This window comes from Shewanella sp. ALD9, from assembly GCF_002836315.1.
GTDB lineage: Bacteria > Pseudomonadota > Gammaproteobacteria > Enterobacterales > Shewanellaceae > Shewanella.
This window is the reverse complement of the sequence record NZ_PJCD01000043.1, coordinates 194,049-220,073: the sequence shown is the minus strand read 5'-3', so window position 1 is coordinate 220,073 and position 26,025 is coordinate 194,049. Positions and strand designations below refer to the sequence as shown.

Below are 26,025 nucleotides of genomic sequence, written 5' to 3'. Positions count from 1 at the left end.
CTCGCTACTGAGCTAGTTTGGGGGCTTAGTTCGATTGATGAATATATTACTGATGTTGTTATGGGGAGATAAGACAACATCAATACACTCTATGTGGGGACATAAAAATGATAATAAGCACATCTAAAAAATTTGTATTGAGTACGCTAGCGGTGATGGTCAGTTCGAGCTTGTGGGCTGCTGAAGCAGATACTGCGGAAACCAAAAAAGACGCCATTGGCCTTGAGCGCATTGTGGTAACGGGTGTAGCCCGTGGTACACGTGTAATGGACTCGAGCGTGTCGGTGAGCAGTGTGTCGCCAGAAGATTTAGCGATTAGCTCACCTCGTTCATCAGCCGAAGCGTTCCGTATTATTCCGGGCATGAAGGTTGAATCGACTGGTGGTGAAGGTAACGCCAACATTGCGGTACGCGGTTTACCGGTTGCCTCTGGTGGAGCTAAGTTCTTGCAAATTCAAGAAGATGGCTTACCTATTTTACAGTTTGGTGATATTGCATTTGGTAATGCGGATATTTTCTTACGTATTGATTCTACAACACAAACTATTGAATCAATCCGTGGCGGTTCAGCATCAACAGCTGCCAGTAATGCACCAGGCGGTATTATTAACGTCATCAGTAAAACCGGTACCAGTGACGCTGGCAGTATTTCATCTACTGTAGGCCTAGATTACGATACTTTGCGTACTGATTTTGAATACGGCACCAGCATTAATGACTCGATGCGTTTTCACATCGGTGGCTTTGTGCGCACCGGTGATGGTCCGCGAGACCCTGGTTACACCGCAAACAAGGGTGGCCAAATTAAAGCTAACTTAACCAAAGAGTTTGATTCTGGTTATGTGCGTCTATATGTAAAGCACTTAAATGATAAAAGCATTGGTTATTTGCCGATGCCAATGTATTCCGATGGCAGCTCAATACCTGGATTTGATGCTCAATCTGATACGGTTCATTCAGCTAACATGTTATCAACCCTACGCTTGGATGCTAACGGCAATATTAGCCGTGGTGATATGCGTGATGGTATGAATCCGATTGTTAACTCGGTGGGACTAGAAGCCTCATTTGATTTAGGTGACGATTGGTTAGTAGAAAACCGTTTCCGTATCTCGGATGTGAGCGGTAATTTTATGTCGTTAATGCCTGCCGAAGTGGCTAACAGTTCAAGTATTGCTAGCAGTATTGGCGGCGCAGGCTCGACACTTATTTATGCTAACGGTGCTAAAGCAGGCCAAGCCTTTGACAGTGACTTAGCAATGCGGGTGCACAGTTTTGATGTGACCATGAATGACTTTGGCTCTATCGTCAATGACATGAAATTAACCAAGACGTTTGACGATTCTAACGTCACTTTTGGTTTTTATACTGCTACACAAAATATCAATATGACGTGGATGTGGAACTCTTACTTAATGGAAGTGCAAGGTGATAATGCCGCACTTTTAGATGTGGTTGCCGCAGATGGTACGTCTTACTCTGATAATGGTTTATATGCTTATGGCGTGCCTTATTGGGGCAATTGTTGCCAACGTAATTATGATTCAGACTACACCATTAAAGCACCGTATATTGCTGCGTCATCTAAGTTTGGCGATTTATCGTTAGACGGTAGCGTGCGCTATGACTCTGGCGATGCCAGTGGTTACTATGCGGGTAATGTGCAATCACAAGTGGACATGAACCGTGATGGGGTGATTTCTCAGCCTGAGTTAAGTGTGTCGTCAATTGATAATGCTAACCCACAGTTAGTGAATTATGACTGGGGATACTTATCTTACTCATTAGGTGCTAACTACCAAGTGTCTGAAGATTTAGCTGCATTTGGTCGTATCAGTCATGGTGGCCGTGCTAATGCTGACCGTTTATTATTTGGTAAGGTGAGTCCTGATGGTTCAGTTTCTGACGAAGACTCAGTGGATGAAGTAGACCAGTACGAAGTGGGTGTGAAGTATCGTTACGATAATATGTCGGTATTTGCGACAGCATTTTACTCTGAAACCGAAGAGCAAAACTTTGAAGCCACGAGCCAAATATTCTTTGACCGTAAATATGAAGCCAAAGGGATTGAGCTAGAAGGTGCTTACTACGTTGGCGATTTCGACTTCCGCGGTAACGTAACCTGGACCGATGCTGAAATTGTTAAAGATGCCCTTAACCCAGGCGTAATCGGCAACACACCACGTCGCCAAGCAGATTTTATTTACTCTCTAATGGGCCGTTATAACTTTGATAAAGGCTCTGTTGGGGTCAATTTGATTGGTACCACTGAGTCTTATGCTCAAGATAACAATGACCTAAGTTTTGATGGTTACACTCAAGTCAATGCGTTTGCGTCGTACCAGCTAACCGATATGTTATCGGTCGCGCTTAACGTCAATAACTTGTTTGATACTGTCGGTATTACCGAAGCTGAAGAAGGTTCGGTACCCGATAACAATATTATTCGTGCCAGAACCATTAACGGCCGTACAACCAGCGCTACCGTTAAGTACGAGTTTTAATCGTTTATTGTCATTGCCTTAGTTGTAATCAGCTAGTTTTAGTCAGCTAGTTGTAGTCATCTTATTTGCAATGGTATTAGTTGCATTAGTTTTAGAAATCCCTGTTAACAAGCCCATGCAAATGGGCTTTTTTTTGGACGTTTTATATGAGTACATTATTGAGTTTTGGTGAAGTATTAATTGATTTACTGCCAGTGGGCCATTCTGGTTTAGTGCACGAGCCTATCCCTGGCGGCGCGCCTGCCAATGTCGCTGTGGGTTACGCTAAATTAGGCGGTAAGAGCCATTTTGCTGGTGGCATTAGTGCTGACCATTATGGCGTGATGTTGCAAGATGCCTTGGCAGCACAAGGTGTGGATGTCAGTTGTTTAACAGTAGTGCCAGATGCTGCTACTGCCACCGTGTTAGTCAGTTTAGATGCTCAAGGGGAACGGTCGTTTAGCTTTAATCGGCAAAACACTGCCGACATGCTATACCGTGAAGCTGATTTTGATACTATCGATTGGTCTCAAATTGATATTTTTCATCTTTGTTCAAATACATTTACTGAAAAGGCCATTTTCACCGCGAGTCTCTATGGTGCTAAAAAAGCGCATAAAGAACAAACGTTAGTCAGTTTTGATGTCAATTTGCGCTTGTCACTATGGCAAGACACTCGGCTGTTATCGGCTCGAGTAGAGCAATGTTTTGGTTACACACACCTGTTGAAAATGAGTAAAGAAGAAGCACTCTATTTGGCTCTGGAGCGTGGGGTATCATTTGACGATTATTTAGCATTCTGTATTGCGCAAGGGGTGAGGTTAATTTTGGTCACCAATGGTGCTGAGTCCGTTTTATGCCACAGTGCTGAGTTTTCCTTTGAGTTGTCGGTGCCTAAAATTGTTGCCATAGATACTACTGCCGCCGGAGATAGCTTTGTTGCGGGGTTCTTATTTGAACTCGGCCGTGATGAAGGATATTTTACTCCTGGGCCTTTAGTGCAAAAATTGCTTAATCGAGTGAACGTTCAAACTGCTGCCGAGTTTGCAATTAAGTGTGGTGCGATAACGTGTACGACAAAAGGTGCTTTTCCTGCGCTGCCCGTTTTGGCGCAAGTGCAATCGTGAATCAAATTTGTGTAAATGAGTTATTGAGCAATAAAAAAGAGGTCACCTTAGGTGACCTCTTTTTTATCATTGAATCAATAACGCGGTTAATCGTGCGTTATGGCCGATTCGGCTAACTCGGTTTTATTTTTGCCTCGTTTTGCGAGGGCATAATAAAACAGTGGCGTTAAGATAAGGCCAAAAATCGTCACCCCAATCATGCCTGAGAATACTGCAACACCCATTGCTTGACGCATTTCTGAACCAGGTCCGCTAGAAAAAACCATCGGTACCACCCCCATAATGAAGGCTATCGAGGTCATTAAAATAGGCCGTAAACGTAAGCGACCGGCTTCAAGTATGGCCTCCAATGGTTCCATGCCATCATCTTGTAACTCTTTGGCAAACTCAACAATTAGAATGGCATTTTTGGTTGCCAGCCCCACCAGTACAATTAACCCAATCTGGGTAAAGATATTGTTATCTCCACCGTAGATAAGTACCCCTGTTAATGCCGATAACAGTGTCATTGGGATAATCAGAATAATGGCTATTGGTAAGCTTAAACTTTCATATTGCGCGGCTAATACCATAAACACTAACAAGATAATTAATGGGTAAATATAGGCGCCCGCATTGCCTGCCAAAATTTGTTGGTAGGTGATCTCAGTCCACTCGTAGGTCATACCGTTAGGTAAGGTTTCAGCTAAAATCTTTTCAATTGCAGCTTGCGCCTCACCGCTACTAAATCCAGGTGCAGCACCACCATTTAATTCCGCAGTGGTAAAACCGTTGTAATGCATGACTCGGTCTGGACCAGATGAATTGGTGACATTAATAAATGAACCAATAGGCACCATTTCACCTTGGTTGTTACGTACTTTTAGTTGGGCAATTTGTTCAGGCGTTTGTCTAAACTGCTCATCTGCTTGTACGTTCACTTGATAAGTTCGGCCAAACTGGTTGAAGTCGTTGGCGTAAACCGAACCCATGTATCCCTGCAGGGTGGAGAACAATTCGTCTAACGACACCGATTGCTGCTTGGCTTTAGTACGATCGATGTTCACTTCAAGTTGTGGCACATTGACTTGATAACTCGAGAATACTCCCGCTAGCTCTGGCGTTGCCCATGCTTTTTGCATCACTTGCATGGTCACTTTATACAACTCTTCGTAACCGTAGTTAGCACGATCTTGAATTTGTAGTCTAAAGCCACCAATGGTGCCTAAGCCTTGCACTGGCGGTGGCGGGAAAATCGCAATAAATGCGCCATTAATCGAGGCGAATTTTTGATTTAACGCGGCAGCAATAGCACTTGCTGATAATGATGGATCTTTGCGATCGGCAAAGTCATCCAGCGGGGTAAATAAAATGGCGCTGTTAGTACTATTGGTAAAGCCATTAATGCTTAAACCTGGGAAGGCTACAGCATGGGCGACACCAGGTTGCTCAAGTGCAATACGTGACATTTCTTTCACGATAGCTTCAGTGCGATCTAATGATGCAGCATCAGGTAGTTGGGCAAAGGCAATAAGATATTGTTTATCTTGGCCAGGCACATAACCTGTTGGGGTATTGGCAAACTGTAAGCCTGTTAGGCCGACTAAACCGATATACAAAATACCAATGACAGCACCAAAACGAATGATTTTCTTCACTAACCAGCCGTAACCATTAGACATACGCGCAAATAGGCGATTAAACGGATTAAATAACCAACCGCCTAATAACTTATCCATACCGCGGGTAAGTGCGTCTTTTTTCTCGTGATGACCTTTAAGCAATAATGCCGATAAAGCAGGGCTAAGGGTTAACGAGTTAATTGCCGAAATAAAAGTGGAGATGGTAATGGTTAGCGCAAACTGTTTATAAAACTGTCCGGTTAAGCCTGACATAAATGCCGTTGGAATAAATACTGCCGCCAGTACCAATGTGGTGGCAATAATCGGACCGGTCACTTCTTTCATTGCCTTTTGAGTGGCAGCAACGGGCGATAATCCGTCAGAGATATTTCGCTCAACGTTTTCAACTACTACAATCGCATCATCGACCACGATACCAATCGCCAGCACTAAGCCAAACAGTGATAAGGCATTCAGTGAGAAGCCCATTAGGTGCATAAAGGCGAATGTACCCACAAGTGATACTGGAACCGCCACTAATGGAATAATGGATGCGCGCCACGTTTGTAAAAACAACACCACTACTAATACAACCAGCAATAATGCTTCAACCAGTGTTTGTACCACAGCTTTAATTGAGCCACGCACGAACACGGTAGGATCATAGACGATGTCGTAGGTTAAGCCTTCTGGAAATGACTTAGACAACTCAGCCATTTTAGAACGAACATCATCAGATATTTGAATCGCGTTAGAACCCGAGGCCTGGAACACAGGTAATGCAGCCGCGTCTTTATTGTCTAACATTGAGCGTAGGGCGTAAGTCGATGCACCTAATTCAACCCGGGCAACATCTTTTAAACGAGTGATCTGACCTTGATCACCCACTTTAACAATAATGTCTTCGAACTCTTCAACGTTGGATAAACGGCCTTTAACGTTAATCAGTAATTGGAAATCACTGTCGCCGCTAGGCTGCGCGCCTAAACTGCCGGCTGCGGCTTGTTGGTTTTGCTCACGAATAGCGGCAACAATATTGCTCGGTGATAATCCGATTGCCGCTACTTTGTTAGGGTCTAGCCACACACGCATGCTGTAGTCGCCAGCGCCAAACACACGCACAGCACCCACACCAGTAATACGGGCTAATTCATCTTTTACTTTTAATACCGCATAGTTAGACAGATACAACATGTCATAACGATCGTCGGGCGAGGTTAAATGCACCACCATGGTTAAGCTAGGTGATGACTTTTCGGTGACTATGCCTAAGCGTTGTACTTCTTCTGGTAAACGAGGTTTTGCTCGTTCTACCCGGCTTTGGACTTGGGTTTGAGCTAAATCAACATCAGTACCAATCGCAAAGGTGATGGTTAGCGTCATGCGCCCATCGGACGTGGCTTGCGAAGACATGTACAACATGTTTTCTACGCCGTTAATCTCTTGCTCTAGCGGAGATGCAACGGTTTCAGCAATGATTTTAGGGTTAGCACCTGGGTAGTTTGCCGTAACAACTACCGTTGGCGGCACCACTTCAGGGTATTCGGTAATGGGTAATTGCCATACTGCTAGCGCGCCTGAAATAAAGAACAGCAGCGACAGAACAGCGGCAAAAATTGGTCTTTTAATAAAGAATTGAGACAACATTATGTGGTTTCCTTAACCCTGACTTGCGTCATCAGCAACACGTGCTGTTAATGGCTGGTTATCGAGGAGGCGTTGTGCTTGATGTAATGCTTCTAATTTGTCGCTATCGGCCATGTCGGTGAGATTTGGCTCAATAGTGACGTTAGGGCGTACTTTCTGCAGACTGTTTACCACGATGGTATCGTTAGGGGATAAACCGGCAGTAATAATACGTAAACCGTGAAGCTTCTCACCTAGGCTAACGCTACGATACTCAAGGGTGTTTTTGTCATTTACTACCAGAACAAACTTGTTATTTAAGTCAGTAAAAATGGCTTTGTCGTCAATTAAAATACTGTCGTATGACTCGCTACCCGCAATGCTGATGCGGGCAAATAAGCCGGGTAATAATTGATTATCCTGATTGGCAAAGTTTGCTCGAACGCGGATAGTACCTGTTTGTTGATCAACCGAATTATCGACAAAGTCGATCACACCCTGGTGGTTAAAACTGGTTTCATTTGCCAGAGCCATCACCACAGCATTGTTGCCCAAACGTGGATTTTGACGTTTGTTCTCGAACGATAACGCGGAATATTTTAAATACGTTTGCTCATCGATATCAAAATAAGCGTACATATGCGACGTAGAGACTAAGCTGGTGAGATGTGTTTGTCCGGCGGTGACATAGTTACCTGCCGTTTCATTGGCATACGACACTCGACCAGTGATTGGGGCGGTAACATGGGTATATTCAACGTTAAGTTGGGCGCTAGTTAATGCTGCTTTAACTGATGCTACAGCAGCGGCAGTTTGATGCATATTAGAGCGACGAGTATCAATAAGCTCTTCTGAAACCGCTTTTTGATGGAACAGCTTATTGGCTCGTTCATAATCATTTTCAGCAAGTTGGTTAGCTGATATTGCACTGGTTAATTCTGCTTTAAGGCGTTCATATTCAGCAGTAAAAACACTCGAGTCGATGGTAAATAACACATCGCCTTTTTGCACTAACGCGCCTTCTTTAAAGTTAATCGATTCAATATAACCTGACACGCGAGGTACCAAAGTAACCTTTTCTGGTGCTTGTAAGCGTCCAGTAAATTGATCCCACTCGGTAATGCGTTCATAAAGTACGTTAGCAACATCCACCTTAGGCACTGCGGGTGTATTCGCTTGTTGTGCTGGTTGCTTTCCGCACGCCACTAATAGTAATGCCGTTAGGCTTACTAACAAAGTGATTTTAATTGATTTTAACGTCTTCATGGTGCTGTCCTCTAATCCATAGCATTTACGTTATTTAACAAGCTATTGGGTGCGTTACTTTTGTCTTTGGCTATGTTTTTATACCAACTGGTACAAATTGTTCTGTACCGCACGGTAATATATAGATTAAAATACAACTGTCAATTAGTTTTGTACCGATAGGTATTAAATTATTATGACAAGGTGATTAATAATCAACATGATGAAATAGCTTCATGGCATGCAAGCGTAGCTAGTGACGATGAAATAGCGTTAATCAATACTTGAAAAAGATGAAAAAAAGCGCTTAATCTGCTTATTATTAACCCTTTCTATGATTTAGCGTTGTGCTAAGATGTACGAATTATCTACCGTAAATTAGTCAGTTAACGTGATGAGAAATAATGATTCGTTAATATAAGAGGTACTATTGATGACAATAACTAAAGCAGCTTGTGTCGGCCGCCCTCGTGGGTTTGATATCGACTTTGCATTAGAGCAAGCGCTACATGTTTTTTGGCGTAATGGCTATGAAGGTACCTCTATAAGCGAATTAACTGAGGTGATGGGAATTAAAAAACCCAGCCTATATGCCGCATTTGGTAATAAAGAGCAGTTGTTCTTAAAAGCCATTGAGCTTTATGAAAATCGCCCAGATTCACTATTTAATACCGCCTTTAAACATGAGCATATTGCCGATGTTATTCGAGCTTTATTAGTAGGCGCGGCGGCGCAGTTCACCGATTGTAGCCACCCGCAAGGTTGTGCGCTAATCAATAGTGCGTTGTCATGCAATGAAGCAAGCGAAGGGATTAAAGAAGCGGTTCATCTGCTGCAAACTAAACATCAATCTGAATTAATTGATCAGTTTGCTGAGGCTAAACAAAGAGGCGAATTAGCTGATGATTGTCAGCCGAAAGTGTTAGCAACCTTGATCGTGACCTTATTTAAAGGCATGTCTATTCAGGCTGCTGATGGAGCGACACATGATGATTTACGCCATGTTGCTGAAATGGCAGTTACGGGCATTTTAGCCCAACATGTCATAGGGTATTCAGCCGTTAAATAAGCGTTGAAAGACGCTATTTTGCTGTGTTTTTATAACAAGATGCGTCATCTTTCTGTTTTGGTGTTAGCGGCCAAGTTCAAACCAAACAAATTTATGTCTTGCTTCTACAATTAACAGCCGCTGGTGGTTAGGGCATAAAATGTTGGATCAGCCGAAACAGATGAACCTGCCAAATAACGTAAGTTACAGTTTGCAAAAGAAGTGAATCCCTTAGGGTAAATAGATACTGATGGATTCGTGCCAGCATTATAAAAAATAGCCCAGTCAGCGGTAATATCCGTTTTACTTGCGTCAACAACTACCTCAAATGAACCATCAAGTGCTTTGGCTATATTGTCAGCCAGAGGCGTTATGTATCCCACAGTAGTGCTAATATTTACACCATTGAGTGTCACCGAACCTGGGTCGAGCTTTTCTTGACCCGACAATACCGCTTTTGAATAAACCAAGGTATTGGCTGACTTTAATGCCCCCTGGAATCCCTTCAAACTGGCAATAAGCGCATCACTTTTCAGATTAATAAACTTAGGCGCTGCAACTACAGCTAAAATGCCTAAAATAATAATGACTACCACCAATTCAATAAGGGTGAAACCACGTTGTTTGCTTGTATGCATAGAACTCACTCACTTTATGTTGTTACGCTATACCGATTGTTATTAGGTAATACATTATGACGGATCTCATGGCATTCATCGTTTATCGCTGGGCATATTAAATAGCTGCCAAACCAAAACATTAACCCGTATTACTCAGTTCAATTATTTCAGTATGAATACCCCACAGACAGAAGTCATTGTTTGCCTTGGTCAATGGAATCCTAAATCGGTGATCTATCTATCAGTTTAACATTTTGTGAATGTCGATTTTTTTGGTAGATTGTCGGCATATATTTGCATTACTGCTTTTACCCACATAAGGGAAAGATAACCATGAGCAAAGCTAAAATAGGTATCGTTACCGTTAGCGATCGTGCCAGTGCTGGCATATATGAAGATCTGTCTGGTAAGGCGATTATTGATGTATTGAATGAGTATTTAACCTCGGAATGGGAACCTGTTTATAAGGTGATCCCCGATGAGCGTGACGTTATTGAAGCCACATTGATTGATTTAGCTGACAATCAAGACTGCTGTTTAATCGTGACCACTGGTGGCACGGGCCCAGCAAAACGGGACGTAACGCCAGAAGCAACCGAAGCGGTGTGCGATAGAATGATGCCTGGTTTTGGTGAACTAATGCGCGCCGAATCATTAAAGTTTGTACCAACCGCTATTTTGTCTCGTCAAACAGCGGGTCTTCGTGCCGACTCGTTGATTGTTAACCTACCCGGTAAACCTAAGTCTATCCGTGAATGTTTAGACGCTGTATTCCCTGCAATTCCTTATTGCATCGATTTAATGGACGGACCGTTTTTAGTCTGTGATGAAGCGGTGATAAAGCCGTTTAGACCTAAAGCGAAGTAGTTAAAAACATTCAATTTCTGCCATGTTAAAGCGTGTCGTGAGGATAAAAAAATCCATACGATACGTTTTATAACCATTATGAGGTGGAGGTAAAGGTCTTTATATCCTATTTGATAATAGAAAATTAGAGGCATAGGTGTAAAATATAGATCTAAATATTGAAGGACTAAATCGTGAAAGCAAGGATGTTTTATGAGTAATACTTCTGCAATACCAAGTGATCTTGCTATACATATTGTTGAGAAGCGTATGGCGGTCAATGCATTGATCCTTGTGTTATACAACATGCCAACAAAAGAAACCTTTGAACATTTTAAATTTGTTAACTCTCATCTAATCGATGGTTTTGCTAAGCCTGGTCAAATCGTTTTAATTTCTCCTTTAAATACATTTCAGTGCACAATTGAAGAACAAGAGTTTCAAAAGTATGCGTTGGAGATTGATAAAAAGTTGAGGGAACTTGATGAGATTGAAAAAGAAGTTTTGGCTAAGCGGTACGACTTACTCAGTAATGTTGCTAAATATAACGGCTTATTATTAGGCGTAGCTAATAACACTTGGAACTCGCATGTTATCTTTGTAAAGGAGAACTTAAAAAATTTAGAGCAGATGTATATCAAAACTTATAATGTCAAAGGAAACTTGAGATCACCTGAGTTTCAGCATCGAAGAAAGATTATCTTTTCTAATTTAAATAATGCTTTAAGACGTTTTGGTCAGCCGGCGTTTGGTGAAAAATTAATGCCAGGAAATATTCGAACTCAATTAGGTTTAAGTAGCAAAAGTTTGATTAGGCGTTGGGATAAAATGGGCGGATATGCTCAAAATATTCCTGGTTTTGCTGACCATTATAAAACTGTAGCGAATATGGCAAAAAACTTAAAACGAGTTGGATATGTAGGCGTTGTATTAACGGGTGTTGAGGCAACTGCAAATATCCAACGAGCTTGTCTTGAAGGTACAGACCTTGAGTGTACTAAAGCTAAATATGTTGAAACGGGCAAAGGCGCTGGAGCTATTGCCGGTGGAGCTGGCGGTGGTTTTATTGCAAGTTATGGTTTATGTTCAATTGTTTTTGGTCTTCCTAGTGGCGGAACTAGTTTACTATGGTGTGGAATAGTCGCAGGTGGTGTTGGAGGATATTTTGGGGCAAAGCATGGGAGTCATTATATGCGTGATAAAGCAGAACTTCTGTATGAGGTGATAGAAAAATAATGTCAATAACAGATCTTATAGGACTTTTATTAGGTGGCAGCTTTGTATTTTTAGGTTTATTTGTTTTGTTTCCCATGTTGTTATATATATACAATAAACGTATTAAGCTAGTTGAAGATATACTAGAAGATGGGCGTGAGTATTTCTCATTAAATATTTTTTTAACTGGTCATGGAACACTTCATTATGCGAGTGTTTTTATGTTTGATTGGTATGCAAAGCGATATAATTTATTGCACTTGAAAGATAATGTCCCACCTAAAATCACAGGTATTTTTAAAATTTATTATGTCATTTTCATGATTGATATGCTCTGTTTTACTGCTATGATTATTTTAGATTACATATATCCAAATATAAAATAATTTTTATGATAAAGACTTAATATTTAGAATAAAGATTGTCTGAGTGTGATAAGAAGTCAGGTTGTATATAATTTATAAGCTATAAAAATAGTAAATTATTTTATTATGAATATTTTTATAATTTTCATGTCTATTTTCTTATTGCTAATCTGCTATCGGAATTACGTATTGACTAATCTTTAATATCATTGATGTTGTAGACGATAAAGATTTTAGTATTTGCTTTGAATATATTAACTGATTTAAAATTGGTTAATAGTTTATATATTACTAGTTTATTTATTTCAAACGAATGCGCTTCGTTAACAGGAATAGCAGATCACATTCCTTGTATAAAATGTTGGCATTTTAGCGCAAATACTACAGCTGTTTAAACTGCTGCTTTAAATCAAAATCACTGTCAGTTACTAATTTCTCTAATACTTGTACTCGTTCAATCAATGCTTGGTTTTGTGCTTGTAGATCGCTAACACTGCCCGTGTCAGTTTGCTGCTTATGCTTCATATAATACTTAAACATTTCAGATGCAGTGGTGCCAACCACAATAATGAAGACCAGCGCGATAATGGCGATATCATTTTCCATAATGACTCCTAATTAATGCTCTTTTGTTAATAGATTTTTGACTTTCTTATCTGACTTACTCTTATTAAAAGCGCTAGCTAATCTCTCTTGCTAATTACCTCAGCCTTATCTCTACTCGTTAAGGCTGAGGCTCGTCGTTATAAGCTAACGGTTATAAACCAAAGACGACTTTTTCACTTTTAAGCGACTTTTCTAAGCCCGCGGCTAATGCAATGGCAATGATCAGTGTGGTCACAGATGAAATAATTAATTGCATCATTGGAATCTCACGACCTTTAATAAAGTCCATTAATGCTTGTTGCTGGCCAGATACGGGTAACCACTGCAATACGTCTGGGGCGATGTTGTAACTGGCCGCCATTGACAGTGCTAGTGGTACAAATAACACCATGGTTAAGTATGATTGCGCCTCTTTAAAGGTTTTAGCCATAAACGATACATACAGTTGTAAGGTTGCGGCCATCAAGGCGACTGGAATACCCACAAGGAACATTAAGCCCATAAAGTCTGGAGTGATATTGACGGTAAAGCCAATTTCTTGCCACGGTACAAAGGGGTAAGCCACTTTTGATACCAGTAAAATCAAGATTAAGCCGAGCAAAGCAAAACAGGTTACGGCAATAATTTTACCGATGACTAATTCGCGGGTGCTCATTGGGTGGCTTAACAATAGTGCTAGTGAGTTACGCTCACGCTCACCTGCGCTGGTGTCGATAGCGAGGTTCATACCGGAAATAAATACCGAGTACATCATGGTGAAAATAGCGATGCCTAAAATCATCCCACCTTTAGAGTCTGGTGTGGCTTTGTCTTCGATATTGACCTTTAATGGCTGGGTTATCCGTGGATTAATACCGCGGGCAATTAAGCGAATGCTGCCCATTTCTGCACTATATGCTTGCAGTTGACGCTCTAGTCGACGAATTGATTTTTGCAGCTTCTCATCTGAATTGTCGGCTATTAATATCACTTCAGCTTGTTTAGCTTTGGCCATGTTGGCGGCGTAATCGTCACTAATGGTTAAGATTATTTTGTTCGCTTGTTCATCTTCACCGTGGTTGATGCCGTTATTACTTAAGTAGCGCACTAAATCTGGAGCGTTATCGGCATTGTTGATATTGATGTTTAAATCTTCTGGACTAGACAGCTGACCAATTAACACCATAAACATGCCGCACATGATCAACGGCGTACCAATGGCATAATATAAACCTGCCATAACAGATCGTTTATCTCGTGCGGCGTCGATGAGTTCTTTGCGCACCATTGCGAGTATCATTTTCATTATGCTGCAATCCCTTCGTCGGTACCGATAAGTTCGATAAATGCATCTTCTAGTGAGTCTTTACCTGTTTGCTGACACAGTTCGTCAGGGCTACCGATGGCAACCACTTTTCCATTAGCCATCACGATAACGCGATCACACAAGGCGGCGACTTCTTGCATCACGTGGCTTGAAAACAGCACGCAATGACCTTGGTCTTTGAGCTGCAATAAAATATCGCGCAACAAACGGGTACTCATCACATCAAGCCCGCGAGTAGGTTCGTCTAAAATGATGTTACTTGGCTTATGAACAATGGCTTGTGCTAATGCCGTTTTCATCCGCTGACCTTGAGAAAAACCTTTGCAGCGACGGTCACAAATGTCTTCCAGCTTGAGTTGTGCAATCACATCAGCGGTGGCTTTTTTAGCTTGTTTGCGCGACATACCGCTGAGTTCGGCAAAGAAGCTAATGTATTCACGCGGACTAAGGCGTTCATATAAACCAAAAGGGTCGGGGAATAAGCCTAACTGCTTTTTGGCGCCAATTGGATCAACTGCAACATCTATGTTATCAACGGTAGCTGTGCCTGAGTCTGGCTTAAGTAAACCAAATAAGGTGCGTAAACAGGTGGTTTTACCGGCACCATTTGGGCCAAGTAAACCGGTAATTTGGCCATTCTCAGCGCTAAAGCTTAAGTTATCTAAGGCCTGCACATCGCCAATTTTTTTTGTTAAGTTTGCAACAGTAATCATGACTATTCCTTATCCGCAGCGGTATTCGCTGGTGCTGTTGTTTCTATGTCAGTGGGCGTGTCGATAACCGGTAGTGCTTCTACGGTATTGGCATTAAGGTAAAAGCTACGACGGACATCTTTTTGTAAGCATTCACCGTTGATGTCTTTTACTGAACCTTGGTCAACTAACTGGGCGACGAGGTCATTGCCACAGCTTTGGCCTGCCACGCCATGGGTTGCGTAAGGTGCAATGAAGTGCTTTGATTTTGTCAGTTTTTCTTGTGCCAGTGCGCCCCAGTTTGGCGGTGTTGCCGGGTCGAGTTCGCCAGATAACAGTAAGGTGGGTATATCACTGAGAATAGGTTCACTAAAGTTGTCGTCTACTTGTGGTATCGGCCAGGCTTGGCAGGTTTTTTCTAATCCATCTAACATATTACCGCTGATGTACGACTCTTTTGCATCTTTCCGCATTTGATCGGTAATGCGGTGAATGTCTTCGCCACACACAACGGATGCGTGCATGCCCATCGCAATACCTGTGCTATCAGCGGTTAATGTGTAAATACCTAATATTGGTTGGTAGTTTCCCTGCGCTGCCTGATGAATAGCATGTGGGATAAGCGCACGAATATTTGCCATGTACATCGCCATTCTAATAGCGCCGCTAAACTTGCCGCGGGTGAGTAAAAACTCGCTGAGTTCATCTGTTTGTGGGTCACGTACTTGTTGGCTTATCGGAGCGGTTGCGAGCAGTTGATCGACTTTATTGTATTCGTCTGCTAAATCAGGAAATTGTTGCTGGCAAGCAGGGGTACTTATACAGTCGCGCCATAACACATTTAAACCACGTTCTATTGAATCACCAATCGCCACGACACTCTGTTGCATTGGCACCACGCCATCCAGTGTCACGGTTAATAAGGCTTCTGGGTAATGGCGCATATAAAGCTGTGCCATACGTGTTCCATAGGAAATACCGTATAAATGCAGTTTTTGGTAATCCAAATATTCGCGTACTGCTTCGAAGTCTGTTAACGCGGTATTACTACCGTATTGGCTTACATCGGCATCAATTTGACCTAGGCATTTTTCTGTCATGGCAATGATATCGAGATCGTCATCATTCATACTGAGTAATTCAGTGGTGTCATCGTCGCAAGATAAAATGTTCGATTTACCGGTACCACGCTGATCAATCAGTAAAATATCGCGTTGCTGACGAACTTTGGTCAACATGCGATTAAAGAAAGCGGCATTTTCAATGGCTGACTGGCCTGGTCCGCCTGCGATTGCCAGTAACGCTTCATTTGGGTGAGTGTTTTTAATGGCTGGCAAAATAGCAAAATGAATGTCGATTTGCTTACCGTCAGGTAGCTGAGGGTTTTCCAGTACAGTTATTTTACCGCACTGTAATTGCTCGTCTAAACCGTCTAAGTAACAAGCACTGGTTTTAGCGGGTGCTGCCACATTGGTTTGCGATGTGTCAGCATAACTATTGTTGGCGAGTAAAATAGCAATAGCGACCGCGAGCCATCGGCTAGTACGTGTTGCCGATTGGCATAACCCAGAGCGGGTTGACCGCTTGGCTAAGACTGTGTTGATAAACTTCCTGTTGATCATCGGAACGTTTCCTTTTTGCATTTCATGACGATTATGATACCTTAGCACTTAGTGTATGAGTGTATCAATGTATTAATACAGTTGTTAAAGGCTAATGTTAGAATTAATAAATGTCAACCCCAGCAGTGGTGAACCCATCTATCGACAGTTGCACGATCAAATCGTGCGCTTAATTGTCGGCGGGCAATTGCACCCCGAAGATGTTCTGCCTTCGGTGCGCCAACTTGCCGAGCATTTAGCGGTAAACCCGATGACGGTATCACGTGCTATGCAGCAACTAGTCGACCAAGGTTGGGTTGAGCGCCGCCGTGGTCAGCCGTCACGCGTGGCTGCCAGAACCGCGGCCAATAATGATTCTGGCAGCAGTTTGTTGGCACCACAATTAACGGCATTAGTTGAGCAGGCACGGCAGCTAGGGGTCGATTATGACCAGTTACAAGTATTGTTGGAACAATTTTGGAATAAAGAATAGCCACAGTTGAGCTAATTTTTAAGGACATTATCTAGGAAGTCGAAAATGGAATCCGAACAACAGCCCGTTTTACGCTTTAATCATGTGAGCAAAACCTTTGCTGCAAAACACAAGTCTGCAGCAGGTCATGCGGTGTTGGTCGATCTATCGATGACACTCTACCCAGGTATGGTGGTCGGGTTATTAGGCCAAAATGGTGCGGGTAAATCGACGTTAATGCGTTGCGCATTAGGCATTGTGGGCATCGAACAAGGCGACATTTCAACCCTTGGCGAACCGCCTACCGCTTTATCTATTCAAGCAAAAGAACGTATTGGTTACGTACCCCAGCAGCCTTTTGGTTATGAAGGCTTTACTATTGATAAAGCATTAGAGTTGCACCGTAGCTTCTATCCAAATTGGGATATGACACTCGAGCAAGATTGGCTTAAACGTTTTGATTTAGATGTTACGCAAGCGGTGCAAAAATTATCAGTGGGCCAGCGTCAATCATTAGCATTGATCATGGCTATGGCGTATCGGCCAACCTTACTATTACTCGACGAACCCGTTGCCAGCTTAGATCCCATTGCCAGGCGTCAGTTTATGAGCGACTTGTTCGATCTCGCGCTCGATTCAGGTTCAGCAGTGTTATTTTCATCGCATATCACCTCAGATTTAGAACGTGTTGCCAGCCATGTTGCCCTGATTAAAAAAGGCCAACTGATACTGTTTAAAGAAATCGACGCCTTGCGTGAAGAGGTTAAATTACTCAACTTAGCCGAAAACGCTCAGTTACCGTCACATTATAAAATATTGAGCCAAACCGGACAAAGTGTGCTGGTGGATACTCAAGGTAACCCATCGAATATTGCGGGTGTGCAGAGTGAAAAATCACTCAACCTAGAACAGTTATTTATGGAGCTGCATCGATGAATCAGTCGTTGCAAAACAGTCAACTTTCAGCATGGCGTAAACCTTACCGTGGCATGCTGCGGTTGTGGTTATATGACTTAGGCAGTGTCAGTTTTATTGGTACCGCAGGATTAGGCCTAGTGTTAGGGCTGCTGTGTTTTATCAACGGTAAAACCGAGGTTGTTAGCCTCGTTTTTTCCATGGCAACACTGTCTACTGCTGCGGCAATTGCTTGGCAGTTAAATCGCTTAGCAGCAACCGAGGTGACCGGTCTAATACCTGGCTATCAAAAGCACGTGCTCATACAGGCGGCGACCATCGCAGTGGGTATGTTATTGATACAGCTATTAGCCTGTATTGGTTTTGCTGCTTACGATGTCATCCCCAGACTACTGCTAGCCATTGTGGTCAGTTTGCTGTTTGTATGGGCCTGTTTATGGCGCAGTAACAGTTTTCATTTATCGTTTTTATTATTCATAACAGTGCCATTTTCAGATAAGTTCGCACTCACGATACCGACGTGGATGATGTTAATACTGGTTGCTGGGCTATTGTCTTGGGTGATCCATTTATGTCGCCAACTTAGCTGGAATAACGAGGCGCGTGTGGTGTACCTCAACGCCGTGCAAATGGGCTGGATGTGGCTGCCGAGCATAAAAGGATTTACCTGGATTACTCGTGTTGAGCGGTTGTTTCATCCGATGAACTTTTTTATCGGCCCAGTGCTAACGATGATGCTGCTTTGTTTACCGTTGATCACCCTTGGTTTAATACTGCTGTCGTGGCTATTTGATATTGATGTACCAGCATTATTTTTATTGGTGCAATTTACCGTGATCAGTTGTGCCATTGTTCATTGGAGCCGAATTCAGCGTTGGCGCGCGGCAGAAACGCTGTTTTTATTGCCTTGTTATAGCGGCTTGAGTGGATTGCGCGATGCATTTTACCGCAGCCAGTATCGTTTCATCGCTGTGTTAGTGGCTATGGTTAGTGTGCTAGGTTTTACCAATAGCTTGATTGATCCGCAATACGGTGGGCTTTTTGTACTGCATTTAGGCCTAAGTACTTTTTGGGGCTGTGCCATTATGCTGGGAATGGGTTCGGCAAGCCGTAATAGCCTGCAAGCCACAGCAGCAATGCTAATAGTGTTACTCCATTCGATATTGGTGTCGTTGAGCTTTGCAGCAGTGCGAGACGGTGACAGCTTATGGGTATGGTTGCTTATTGATGTACCGCTAATTATTGTTGGTGTTGGCGCATTAATTTGGGGTAAAAAACGTTTGTGGCAACATGGCGTTTTGGCCCCGTAAATCATCGAGCATAACTGACAAACGTGACCGTAAGCTCAAAAATAGAGCAAAAGCTCTTATGGTTTTTAGCGACTTCAGGTAGAATGCAAAAAGCGGAACACTTGTAAGCTAAAAGGCCACTATCATATGTCATTAGATCAATACCACGTAGTTCGACTCCTGCAACAGCAAGGTCAGTCATTAGGCAATAACATTGCCCTTGAAGGCTTTGACATGCCAGCTCCTTGGCATACCGTGACATGGGGCGCATTTGATACGGTTACAGACTCAGTCGCACAGTTGTTAATTGAGTTTGGCTTACAAGTGCAAGACAAAGTGGTGATTTTAGCGCAAAACTGTCCACAGTGGACCTGTGCAGATATTGGCGCCCTTAAGGCTCGTAATGTTGTGGTACCGGTATATCCAACCAGCACCATAGAGCAAGCGGTATTCATTGTTAACGACTCTCAAGCTAAATTAATTTTTGCTGGTAACCAACAGCAATACGACATGGCTTGCACAGTGGCAGCCCAAGCTGAGTGCGTGCAACACATTGTAGTCTTTGATGCTAACGTTACCCTTAATGCCGATAATCATGTGTATTTTGATCAGGTATTAGCGGCGCAATTTAATCCGCTGATTACCAATGAGCTCAATACTAGACTCGCCAATAGCAACCTAGACGACTTATTCACGCTTATTTATACCTCTGGCACCACCGGCAATCCTAAAGGTGTGATGCTCGACTACCGTAATTTTGCCTCGATGATTAAACAGCATGACAGTGAGTTGCCATTTACTGCGGGTGATGTGTCGTTGGCCTTTTTACCGCTTAGCCATGTGTTCGAGCGTGGTTGGAGTATGTATGTATTATGTCGCGGTGGCCACAATGTGTATTTAAACGACACTAATCGCATTAAAGAAGCCCTTATTGCGGTTAAACCACATACCTTGTGTGCTGTGCCGCGATTTTTAGAAAAAATTTACAGCGCTGTGCACGATAAAGTCGGCCAAGCGCCTAAAGCGAGACAAACATTATTTGCTTGGGCGATGCGGGTAGGTAAACGCCAATTTGAAGTTAGCCAAGGTCGTGCTTCAGGAAGTTTGTGGTTAAGTGCACAGTGGACGCTTGCTAACAAGCTGGTTTACAGCAAGTTACAGCAAGTGTTGGGTGGCCGGTTAAAGTTCATGCCCGTGGGCGGTGCCGCACTCGATATTAATGTGGCCAGCTTTTTTCACAGTATAGGTGTACCGGTATTGTGTGGTTATGGCATGACAGAAACCTGCGCTACGGTAACCTGTAATACTTTAGATAATCGTGTACCAGGTTCAAACGGTAAGCCGCTAGAGGCTATGCAAATCAAGCTTGGCAAAGACGATGAAATCTTAGTGCGTGGCGACACTGTGATGCGCGGTTATTACAATCGCCCCCAAGATACCGCCGAAGCCTTTGAAGACGGTTGGTTAAAAACCGGTGATGCAGGGCGTATCGATGAGCAAGGTAACTTGTATATTACCGATCGCATTAAAGAGTTAATGAAAACTTCAAACGGTAAATACATTGCACCACAGCGGGTTGAAGGTAAGGTAGCTTGTTGCCCATTTATCGAACAAGTCGCCATTGTTGCCGATGCACGCAATTATGTGTCAGCCCTAATCGTGCCAGCATTTGAAGCATTAAATACTTGGGCTAAAGCGCAAGGTATTCATGTTGAAAACCCAATTGAGTTGTTACGTCACTCACAAGTGGTGGCTCATTTCGAGCAGCGATTAATCGAGTTGCAACATGAGTTAGCTGGGTTTGAAAAAATCAAAAAATTCACCTTATTACATGAAGCATTTTCGATGGAATCTGGACTCATTACGCCGACATTAAAGCTGCGTCGTAAAATGATTTACAGCAAATATCACAGTGAAATTAATGCCATGTATGGCAAGTAATTAACCATCAATCTTTATACCAAAGGACGCATTAGCGTCCTTTTTCGTAATACTTAGTGATAATTGCCTGTATTTCCAATAGAGGTACAATACTCTATTTTAAAATTAGGCAACATAGAGGGAACTATGGAAATTATCACGGTAAATGGAAAGCCTGTTTTTAGATCTAGCACTCAGTCGTTTTATGACAATCAATTTAGCCAAAAAGTGCTAGCTAGTGGTATTTTTGAAGGGATGAGTGGTACATGATCAACAATCCACAGAGTGAAGATGTTGCTGTTGGGATATTTCCGCCCTTGTTGTCATTTATAACCTTTTTAATTGCTTCTGTGCTGATGACTATATCATTCGGAGTCGGGGCATCTGTTACATTGAATTTTTATTTTGACCCTTCACCAGAAGCGATTTTAGGCGTGTTAGCCGTTTTATCTATCATTTTTTTCTTGGTGAATTACCAAGTTATTCTAGGTTCATTTTTTGCCGTCAAGGTTCTAAAGCTATTCCAATATGCTCTCTTAGTTTTACTGATCCCTATTGTGATAATAGAAGACTTTTCCGTGGAATTATTTATTGTTAAATTGGTTTCAGCAGTTTTAGCGATGAGCTCAATTTTTATTTTAGACAGTAAAAAATATCGAATTTTTGTTCAACATCGATTAAATAGTGTTAAAGACTATAAATCTGTTCTTGCGGAGATAGCTGCTGAAGAAGGCGCTAAATATTAAAACCGCTCTTCGTTGATTAAACTCACTTGTAGATCTGTTTTATTGGTCAAAAAGTGTAATCAGTCCTTGGTCATTACCCGCCTTAATTTACCTGGTGCTTCAGGTAAATTAATAAAATCTATGGCTCGAAAAGGCAACATAAAAAAATATACAGGCAAACAAATTACCCATGCATTTCGTTTACATTTAATGGATGCTATTGGAGCTTCAATGAGCGTTTCTGGTAGCGCATTCAATGGAACAATTGGAACAATTGCTATTGGTATATATGAGGAGCTCGCTGATTAATGAAAAGACAAACTAAACTGAAAAGTGATGACGATATTGTCGGATTATTTCCACCTATGAAGTCTATAGCGGCTTTTTTAGCTGCGACACTATTCATGATGCTTGCCATATCGCTTTTAAATTTTCTCATTTTAGAGTTTTATTTTGGTATAGTTGATATAGGGAGCGAACTTCTGTTTTTATATTTTGCGGCATTAGTAATTATTTTCAGTGGCTTCAATTATGCAATTGTTAGAGGATCTTTCTTTGCTGTAAAAGTCTTAAAATGGTATTTCTGTATTTTATTTATTATATTTTTGCCGACAGTGTTTTTAATCGCAGAACAGGCAACATTTATTTATGCATATCTGTTAGCCGTCATTGTTTTGTTCATGTCACTTTACCTGTTACAGAGTAAATATTATCAAATTTTTGTTGAGTATCAATTTGATGCCTTAGAAGATATCAAAGAGGTTCGTGCTGAAATAGCGGCTGAAGTTGCTGCAGACAAAGCTAAACATGGAAATAAGTTCTAGTTGTTTGGCTTTAGAGTGACAATATTTTAAGCCGAGATTTGATGACATTTGTGCCTGTTTAGTTGATTTTGGCCATCATAGATGAGTACGATACCCAACCGAAAAAATAATTTTATTTAATTTTTTAGATGATTACTGTTTTCTCCCCTAACATACCCCCCCATAATTCCTTCGCAATACAGACTTTTTTGATGACCTTTAGTGAGATGTGTCGTTAGAATGGGCTAATGACATTTGTTCATCGAGCAAAACGTCAATGGACTCAAAATAATAATAAAGGATTCTTTGTGACAGACACTCAATTTAGCATGACCCTCAAACCGCGCTTTTGTGAAACCGATGCGTTAGGACACATTAATAACACGGTTATCCCAGTGTGGTTTGAAGCGGCTCGTGAGCCGATTTTTGAAATCGTAAATCCAGGGCAAGATTTAACCAAGTGGAACATGATCATTGCTGGTTTTACTATCGCGTTCACCGCACCAACGTATTATGGCAAAGAAGTTATCGTTAAAACGCACATTAGTCGTTTAGGCAATAGCAGCTTTGATATATTACAAAGCTGTTGGCAGCACGGTAAAAAAACCGCTGAAGCGACCACCACGATGGTGCATTACAATTACCAAACTGAAAAAAGCGAACCACTTGCTGAGCTTGTTCGTCAGCAATTGGCTGCATTAACCGGTGCAGCTTAGGGCTAACACAAAAGAAGGTGTTAACGTAAAAACTTGGCTACGTAACTGCAACTGGCACTGATGTTAAGTTTTTCTGTTTTCGCCCAAGCCAGTCCAGTTCTGACTAGCTTTTCAGCAATACCTTGGCCGCGTAAAGCGGGTGGTACGAAGGTGCGACTAAAATCAATATTTTGACCATCTAAGTGATATTCAAGTACCGCCTCAACACCTTGAGTGATAACTACAAAACGATATTGGCTAGCTTGGTGGTGCACGGTTACGGTGTCTTGATTGCTCATAGTGTGTTGTCCTATTACTTGTAATGCCGCTTGTTGATGTGGCTATTGATGTTATGACTCATACTGTTACTCATGTTCCAATAAGGCGTTGAGTAATTCTGGCGTGAGTTTAGCTTTTTTGCCGGTTTTAAAGTTAAACATCACCACTTTTGCCCAGCCGATAGTCGTCACTGCTTGCTGTGCTTTGCTGAACACGGTGTAATGCATCACAAAGCGGTCTTCATTGATATCGCTGATCTTTACCCCTACAACAATTGAGTCCGGAAAGGTTACTGGGCGCTTAAAGCGGGCATTGGTTTCGCTTAGTACCGGACCGACACCCGTAGTTTTTAGATCGTCGAGTAGGTTAATTTGGTTAAAGAAATCGAGACGAGCAGTTTCAAAATACTTAAAATACACCGAATTATTTACATGTTGCAGTGCATCCATTTCACCCCATGCTACTTGAATGTCTGTACTGATAGAATGTTGAGCTAAAAAGTCATTCATGGCGGTTCTCTGTTATGAATTAATAAATTAAACGCTTGTTTAAATTCTATCTGTTAATTTAACAGTCTGGACGATGAACAACAAGGGACAGTGGCTATTACAGTGAGTATATCCAGTGAACTTATAAGGATTTTCACCTTGCGAAAAGAGACTTTTTTAACAACATCAAATTTATGGATATCGTCATGTTGGACGGTGTTTAGTAGCCGATTTACTGAATTACAAACCAAACTGAGTTTGCCGCAGAAATTGTATTTGGTGGCGATAGTCTTACTGTTTGCCACAGACTCGGTGGCGTGGGTGGCCATTATCAGCGTGATAGCGATGTCGATTGAGTTCTGGAATGTATTTGAACGTATGTGGCACAGCTTGGCTGGCAAAGCGGTGTTGTTACTGTTTTATGCGATAGTGGCCAATTTTGCCCTGGCTAGCTCAAGTTCAGTGGTTAACGATGTGGTTGGCGTAGCAGCCAGTAGCTTTAATTACACCCATAACTTCGCCATTTTGCTCTACATTCCGGCATGGAGTGTGGTGATGAGCTGTATTGTGCTGTTATTACTACAGCTTATTTTTCCGCTAATGTTCGGTGTGTCTTTTATACTCCGTCCCTTTGGTGTGACCAACTTTCGCTTGATTAATCATGTGCATTTTCATCGTACAACTTTTTGGGTGCGAGTGATTCTTGCGGCAGTGGTGTTGTATCACCTCGCCATGCTGATGGACCTTTATGGTCAGGTTGAAAAAGCGTTGGATGATCCACAAGTGGTGCAATTAGTTGAAGCCGAAACCGAAGCGGAAATACTTGCTGATGATGGCTTGTCGATCATTGTCAAAACAGACCCTGCTAAGAAAGAACCACCCAAGTCTGAACCCAAAACAGCGAAACAAGTTGAACGCGAGCAAGAACTGGACGCCATTGATGAAATCGCCAAGCAGCCTTACAGTCATTTACGTAGCCAGTATTTTACCAGTGTGCGTAAAGCAATTGCGTTGTTTGCGTTTCAGTTGGAGGCTAATGCCAAATCCCGCTGTCAAAAACTACCGTTGTCGCATGTGGTCGAGCTTAATGATTATGAGATCCTTGAAATAACACCCGATATCAATGCGGAATATGGTTATCATTTTGAAGTGAAAAAATGTATTTCACCTGCATTTCCCAGTTAACAGGCACTTTGCAGACATAAAAAAAACGACCTAGATGGTCGTTTTTTTATGTCTAATCAGTCAGTGTTAATCGAACGCTAACTCACTAAAGCTGCTTATTTTTTTGCACGTGGCTTGGCGTTGGTCGGCGAAGCGGATCATTTGGCAAGTTGTCATGCCGGCGGCTTCTGCAGCTTTGAGCTCTTCTGCTACGTCCGATACAAATAAGATCTGCTTTGGTTTCAAGCTAATGGTGTTGCAAATATTACAGTAGGCTTGTTTGTCTAATTTATTGCCTGTGCGAGTATCAAAGTGACCATTGAACGAACCGGTTAAATCGCCTGCTTCGGTGTGGCTAAATAACAGCTTTTGCGCTTCGACAGAACCAGAAGAGAAGCTGTAAATACGAATGCCTTTTTCTTTAATGCGCTCAATGTTATCAATAAAGTCAGGGTAAATGTGGCCAGTAAACTCTACGCGGTTATAACCTTGTTTCCAGATTAATCCTTGTAGGGTTTTAAGTGGTGTTAGTTTACGGTCTTCATCGATCCATTGCTGTAAAATCTCAGTGACTCGTTCGAGTGTCGCGTCTGGTTCTAAGGCAATATCTTTAACATCGCTGATACAGTAATCAACCACAACGTTATGTTGGTTTTGCTCAAGAAATTCAGCCATCGCTTTTCTTGAGTAAGGAAATAACACATCCTGAATAAAGTTAAGATCGGTAGTGGTACCGGCGGTATCAACGATAATAGCTCTAATACTCATAAGATTTGTTACTCCAAAACAATAAATTAACGTAGTGATGATCCTAAGCTTTATTGGCGATTAAGGCTAGTGCTATTCGTGATATTGCACCCTAGTTAGATGACTTTGAATGCAAGATGTGAGCTA

The 26,025-nt window shown here is 42.1% G+C and carries 24 protein-coding genes and 1 pseudogene; 15 read left to right on the top strand and 10 right to left on the bottom strand.

Annotation, left to right across the window (positions count from 1 at the left end; all coding sequences use genetic code 11):
* Positions 1-107: 107 nt before the first annotated feature.
* Positions 108-2,504: a TonB-dependent receptor gene (locus CXF88_RS20660; protein ID WP_101088652.1), complete on the top strand. Its 2,397-nt coding sequence runs from the start codon at positions 108-110 to the stop codon at positions 2,502-2,504.
* Positions 2,505-2,650: 146 nt separating this feature from the next.
* Positions 2,651-3,610 (top strand): carbohydrate kinase, encoded by a 960-nt coding sequence (locus CXF88_RS20655; RefSeq protein WP_101088651.1) that lies wholly within the window; start codon positions 2,651-2,653, stop codon positions 3,608-3,610.
* An 86-nt stretch (positions 3,611-3,696) separates the two neighbouring features.
* Here the strand turns inward: CXF88_RS20655 and CXF88_RS20650 are convergent, their stop codons facing one another.
* Both CXF88_RS20650 and CXF88_RS20645 read right to left on the bottom strand, forming a co-directional pair.
* Positions 3,697-6,858, bottom strand: coding sequence for a multidrug efflux RND transporter permease subunit (locus tag CXF88_RS20650; RefSeq protein ID WP_101088650.1), 3,162 nt, complete (start codon positions 6,856-6,858; stop codon positions 3,697-3,699).
* 12 nt (positions 6,859-6,870) lie between these two features.
* Positions 6,871-8,103, bottom strand: a complete 1,233-nt coding sequence (locus CXF88_RS20645; RefSeq protein ID WP_101088649.1) for an efflux RND transporter periplasmic adaptor subunit — start codon at positions 8,101-8,103, stop codon at positions 6,871-6,873.
* A gap of 412 nt (positions 8,104-8,515) precedes the next feature.
* Between CXF88_RS20645 and CXF88_RS20640 the strand changes: the two genes are divergently transcribed.
* A complete protein-coding gene (locus CXF88_RS20640) occupies positions 8,516-9,151 on the top strand; it encodes a TetR/AcrR family transcriptional regulator (RefSeq protein ID WP_101088648.1) in 636 nt (211 codons plus the stop codon).
* 110 nt (positions 9,152-9,261) lie between these two features.
* Here CXF88_RS20640 and CXF88_RS22215 read toward each other — a convergent pair whose 3' ends face one another.
* On the bottom strand, positions 9,262-9,768 hold the full coding sequence (locus CXF88_RS22215; protein ID WP_101088647.1) for a type II secretion system protein: 507 nt from the start codon (positions 9,766-9,768) through the stop codon (positions 9,262-9,264).
* Between the two features lie 315 nt (positions 9,769-10,083).
* On the opposite strand from CXF88_RS22215, the gene mog reads away from it, so the two are divergent.
* The 3 genes from mog (at position 10,084) to CXF88_RS20620 (ending at position 12,197) form a co-directional block, all read left to right on the top strand.
* On the top strand, positions 10,084-10,617 hold the full coding sequence (gene mog, locus CXF88_RS20630; protein WP_011639389.1) for a molybdopterin adenylyltransferase: 534 nt from the start codon (positions 10,084-10,086) through the stop codon (positions 10,615-10,617).
* Positions 10,618-10,809: 192 nt separating this feature from the next.
* Positions 10,810-11,832: a hypothetical protein gene (locus CXF88_RS20625; RefSeq protein ID WP_101088646.1), complete on the top strand. Its 1,023-nt coding sequence runs from the start codon at positions 10,810-10,812 to the stop codon at positions 11,830-11,832.
* Complete coding sequence (locus CXF88_RS20620) at positions 11,832-12,197, top strand: hypothetical protein (protein WP_101088645.1); 366 nt, start codon at positions 11,832-11,834, stop codon at positions 12,195-12,197. Before CXF88_RS20625 ends, CXF88_RS20620 begins: the two co-directional genes overlap by 1 nt.
* A gap of 360 nt (positions 12,198-12,557) precedes the next feature.
* Here the strand turns inward: CXF88_RS20620 and CXF88_RS20615 are convergent, their stop codons facing one another.
* From CXF88_RS20615 to CXF88_RS20600, 4 genes are all read right to left on the bottom strand, one after another.
* Entirely contained in the window at positions 12,558-12,782 is a 225-nt protein-coding gene (locus tag CXF88_RS20615; protein ID WP_101088644.1) for a hypothetical protein, read from the bottom strand.
* A gap of 151 nt (positions 12,783-12,933) precedes the next feature.
* Positions 12,934-14,067 (bottom strand): ABC transporter permease, encoded by a 1,134-nt coding sequence (locus tag CXF88_RS20610; protein ID WP_101088643.1) that lies wholly within the window; start codon positions 14,065-14,067, stop codon positions 12,934-12,936.
* Complete coding sequence (locus tag CXF88_RS20605) at positions 14,067-14,801, bottom strand: ATP-binding cassette domain-containing protein (RefSeq protein WP_101088642.1); 735 nt, start codon at positions 14,799-14,801, stop codon at positions 14,067-14,069. The genes CXF88_RS20610 and CXF88_RS20605 overlap by 1 nt, the downstream gene beginning before the upstream one ends.
* Before the next feature lie 2 nt (positions 14,802-14,803).
* Positions 14,804-16,402 carry an alpha/beta fold hydrolase gene (locus CXF88_RS20600; RefSeq protein WP_101088641.1) on the bottom strand — a complete coding sequence of 533 codons (1,599 nt, stop codon included), beginning with the start codon at positions 16,400-16,402 and terminating at the stop codon, positions 14,804-14,806.
* 94 nt (positions 16,403-16,496) lie between these two features.
* On the opposite strand from CXF88_RS20600, the gene CXF88_RS20595 reads away from it, so the two are divergent.
* From CXF88_RS20595 to CXF88_RS20560, 8 genes are all read left to right on the top strand, one after another.
* Positions 16,497-16,874 carry a GntR family transcriptional regulator gene (locus tag CXF88_RS20595; RefSeq protein ID WP_011639383.1) on the top strand — a complete coding sequence of 126 codons (378 nt, stop codon included), beginning with the start codon at positions 16,497-16,499 and terminating at the stop codon, positions 16,872-16,874.
* Positions 16,875-16,919: 45 nt separating this feature from the next.
* On the top strand, positions 16,920-17,789 hold the full coding sequence (locus tag CXF88_RS20590; RefSeq protein WP_101088640.1) for an ABC transporter ATP-binding protein: 870 nt from the start codon (positions 16,920-16,922) through the stop codon (positions 17,787-17,789).
* Positions 17,786-19,078 carry an ABC transporter permease gene (locus CXF88_RS20585; protein WP_101088639.1) on the top strand — a complete coding sequence of 431 codons (1,293 nt, stop codon included), beginning with the start codon at positions 17,786-17,788 and terminating at the stop codon, positions 19,076-19,078. The genes CXF88_RS20590 and CXF88_RS20585 overlap by 4 nt, the downstream gene beginning before the upstream one ends.
* A gap of 126 nt (positions 19,079-19,204) precedes the next feature.
* Positions 19,205-20,998: a long-chain fatty acid--CoA ligase gene (locus tag CXF88_RS20580; protein ID WP_101088638.1), complete on the top strand. Its 1,794-nt coding sequence runs from the start codon at positions 19,205-19,207 to the stop codon at positions 20,996-20,998.
* 245 nt (positions 20,999-21,243) lie between these two features.
* Positions 21,244-21,723, top strand: a complete 480-nt coding sequence (locus CXF88_RS20575) for a hypothetical protein (protein WP_101088637.1) — start codon at positions 21,244-21,246, stop codon at positions 21,721-21,723.
* A gap of 66 nt (positions 21,724-21,789) precedes the next feature.
* Complete coding sequence (locus CXF88_RS20570) at positions 21,790-22,011, top strand: hypothetical protein (RefSeq protein ID WP_242445217.1); 222 nt, start codon at positions 21,790-21,792, stop codon at positions 22,009-22,011.
* Entirely contained in the window at positions 22,011-22,526 is a 516-nt protein-coding gene (locus CXF88_RS20565) for a hypothetical protein (protein WP_011639378.1), read from the top strand. Before CXF88_RS20570 ends, CXF88_RS20565 begins: the two co-directional genes overlap by 1 nt.
* Before the next feature lie 287 nt (positions 22,527-22,813).
* A complete protein-coding gene (locus tag CXF88_RS20560) occupies positions 22,814-23,221 on the top strand; it encodes a thioesterase family protein (protein ID WP_197708484.1) in 408 nt (135 codons plus the stop codon).
* A 20-nt stretch (positions 23,222-23,241) separates the two neighbouring features.
* Here CXF88_RS20560 and CXF88_RS20555 read toward each other — a convergent pair.
* Together CXF88_RS20555 and CXF88_RS20550 are read right to left on the bottom strand one after the other, a co-directional pair.
* Positions 23,242-23,517, bottom strand: a pseudogene (locus CXF88_RS20555) (GNAT family N-acetyltransferase); the annotation flags it as partial.
* A 48-nt stretch (positions 23,518-23,565) separates the two neighbouring features.
* On the bottom strand, positions 23,566-23,988 hold the full coding sequence (locus CXF88_RS20550; RefSeq protein ID WP_101088634.1) for a thioesterase family protein: 423 nt from the start codon (positions 23,986-23,988) through the stop codon (positions 23,566-23,568).
* 138 nt (positions 23,989-24,126) lie between these two features.
* Here CXF88_RS20550 and CXF88_RS20545 point away from each other — a divergent pair, with 138 nt between their 5' ends.
* Positions 24,127-25,152 (top strand): hypothetical protein, encoded by a 1,026-nt coding sequence (locus CXF88_RS20545; RefSeq protein ID WP_101088633.1) that lies wholly within the window; start codon positions 24,127-24,129, stop codon positions 25,150-25,152.
* Positions 25,153-25,218: 66 nt separating this feature from the next.
* On the opposite strand, the gene mtnC is transcribed toward CXF88_RS20545, so the two are convergent.
* A complete protein-coding gene (gene mtnC, locus CXF88_RS20540; protein WP_101088632.1) occupies positions 25,219-25,899 on the bottom strand; it encodes an acireductone synthase in 681 nt (226 codons plus the stop codon).
* Positions 25,900-26,025 lie beyond the last annotated feature (126 nt).

Coding starts and splice junctions, on each gene's coding strand:
- CXF88_RS20610 (WP_101088643.1), bottom strand. CDS start 14,067: ATGAAAATGATACTCGCAATGGTGCGCAAAGAACTCATCGACGCCGCA.
- CXF88_RS20585 (WP_101088639.1), top strand. CDS start 17,786: ATGAATCAGTCGTTGCAAAACAGTCAACTTTCAGCATGGCGTAAACCT.
- CXF88_RS20600 (WP_101088641.1), bottom strand. CDS start 16,402: ATGATCAACAGGAAGTTTATCAACACAGTCTTAGCCAAGCGGTCAACC.
- CXF88_RS20660 (WP_101088652.1), top strand. CDS start 108: ATGATAATAAGCACATCTAAAAAATTTGTATTGAGTACGCTAGCGGTG.
- CXF88_RS20595 (WP_011639383.1), top strand. CDS start 16,497: ATGTTAGAATTAATAAATGTCAACCCCAGCAGTGGTGAACCCATCTAT.
- CXF88_RS20620 (WP_101088645.1), top strand. CDS start 11,832: ATGTCAATAACAGATCTTATAGGACTTTTATTAGGTGGCAGCTTTGTA.
- CXF88_RS20645 (WP_101088649.1), bottom strand. CDS start 8,103: ATGAAGACGTTAAAATCAATTAAAATCACTTTGTTAGTAAGCCTAACG.
- CXF88_RS22215 (WP_101088647.1), bottom strand. CDS start 9,768: ATGCATACAAGCAAACAACGTGGTTTCACCCTTATTGAATTGGTGGTA.
- CXF88_RS20580 (WP_101088638.1), top strand. CDS start 19,205: ATGTCATTAGATCAATACCACGTAGTTCGACTCCTGCAACAGCAAGGT.
- CXF88_RS20565 (WP_011639378.1), top strand. CDS start 22,011: ATGAAAAGACAAACTAAACTGAAAAGTGATGACGATATTGTCGGATTA.
- CXF88_RS20650 (WP_101088650.1), bottom strand. CDS start 6,858: ATGTTGTCTCAATTCTTTATTAAAAGACCAATTTTTGCCGCTGTTCTG.
- CXF88_RS20625 (WP_101088646.1), top strand. CDS start 10,810: ATGAGTAATACTTCTGCAATACCAAGTGATCTTGCTATACATATTGTT.
- CXF88_RS20575 (WP_101088637.1), top strand. CDS start 21,244: ATGATCAACAATCCACAGAGTGAAGATGTTGCTGTTGGGATATTTCCG.
- CXF88_RS20640 (WP_101088648.1), top strand. CDS start 8,516: ATGACAATAACTAAAGCAGCTTGTGTCGGCCGCCCTCGTGGGTTTGAT.
- CXF88_RS20655 (WP_101088651.1), top strand. CDS start 2,651: ATGAGTACATTATTGAGTTTTGGTGAAGTATTAATTGATTTACTGCCA.
- CXF88_RS20590 (WP_101088640.1), top strand. CDS start 16,920: ATGGAATCCGAACAACAGCCCGTTTTACGCTTTAATCATGTGAGCAAA.
- mtnC (WP_101088632.1), bottom strand. CDS start 25,899: ATGAGTATTAGAGCTATTATCGTTGATACCGCCGGTACCACTACCGAT.
- CXF88_RS20550 (WP_101088634.1), bottom strand. CDS start 23,988: ATGAATGACTTTTTAGCTCAACATTCTATCAGTACAGACATTCAAGTA.
- CXF88_RS20605 (WP_101088642.1), bottom strand. CDS start 14,801: ATGATTACTGTTGCAAACTTAACAAAAAAAATTGGCGATGTGCAGGCC.
- mog (WP_011639389.1), top strand. CDS start 10,084: ATGAGCAAAGCTAAAATAGGTATCGTTACCGTTAGCGATCGTGCCAGT.
- CXF88_RS20615 (WP_101088644.1), bottom strand. CDS start 12,782: ATGGAAAATGATATCGCCATTATCGCGCTGGTCTTCATTATTGTGGTT.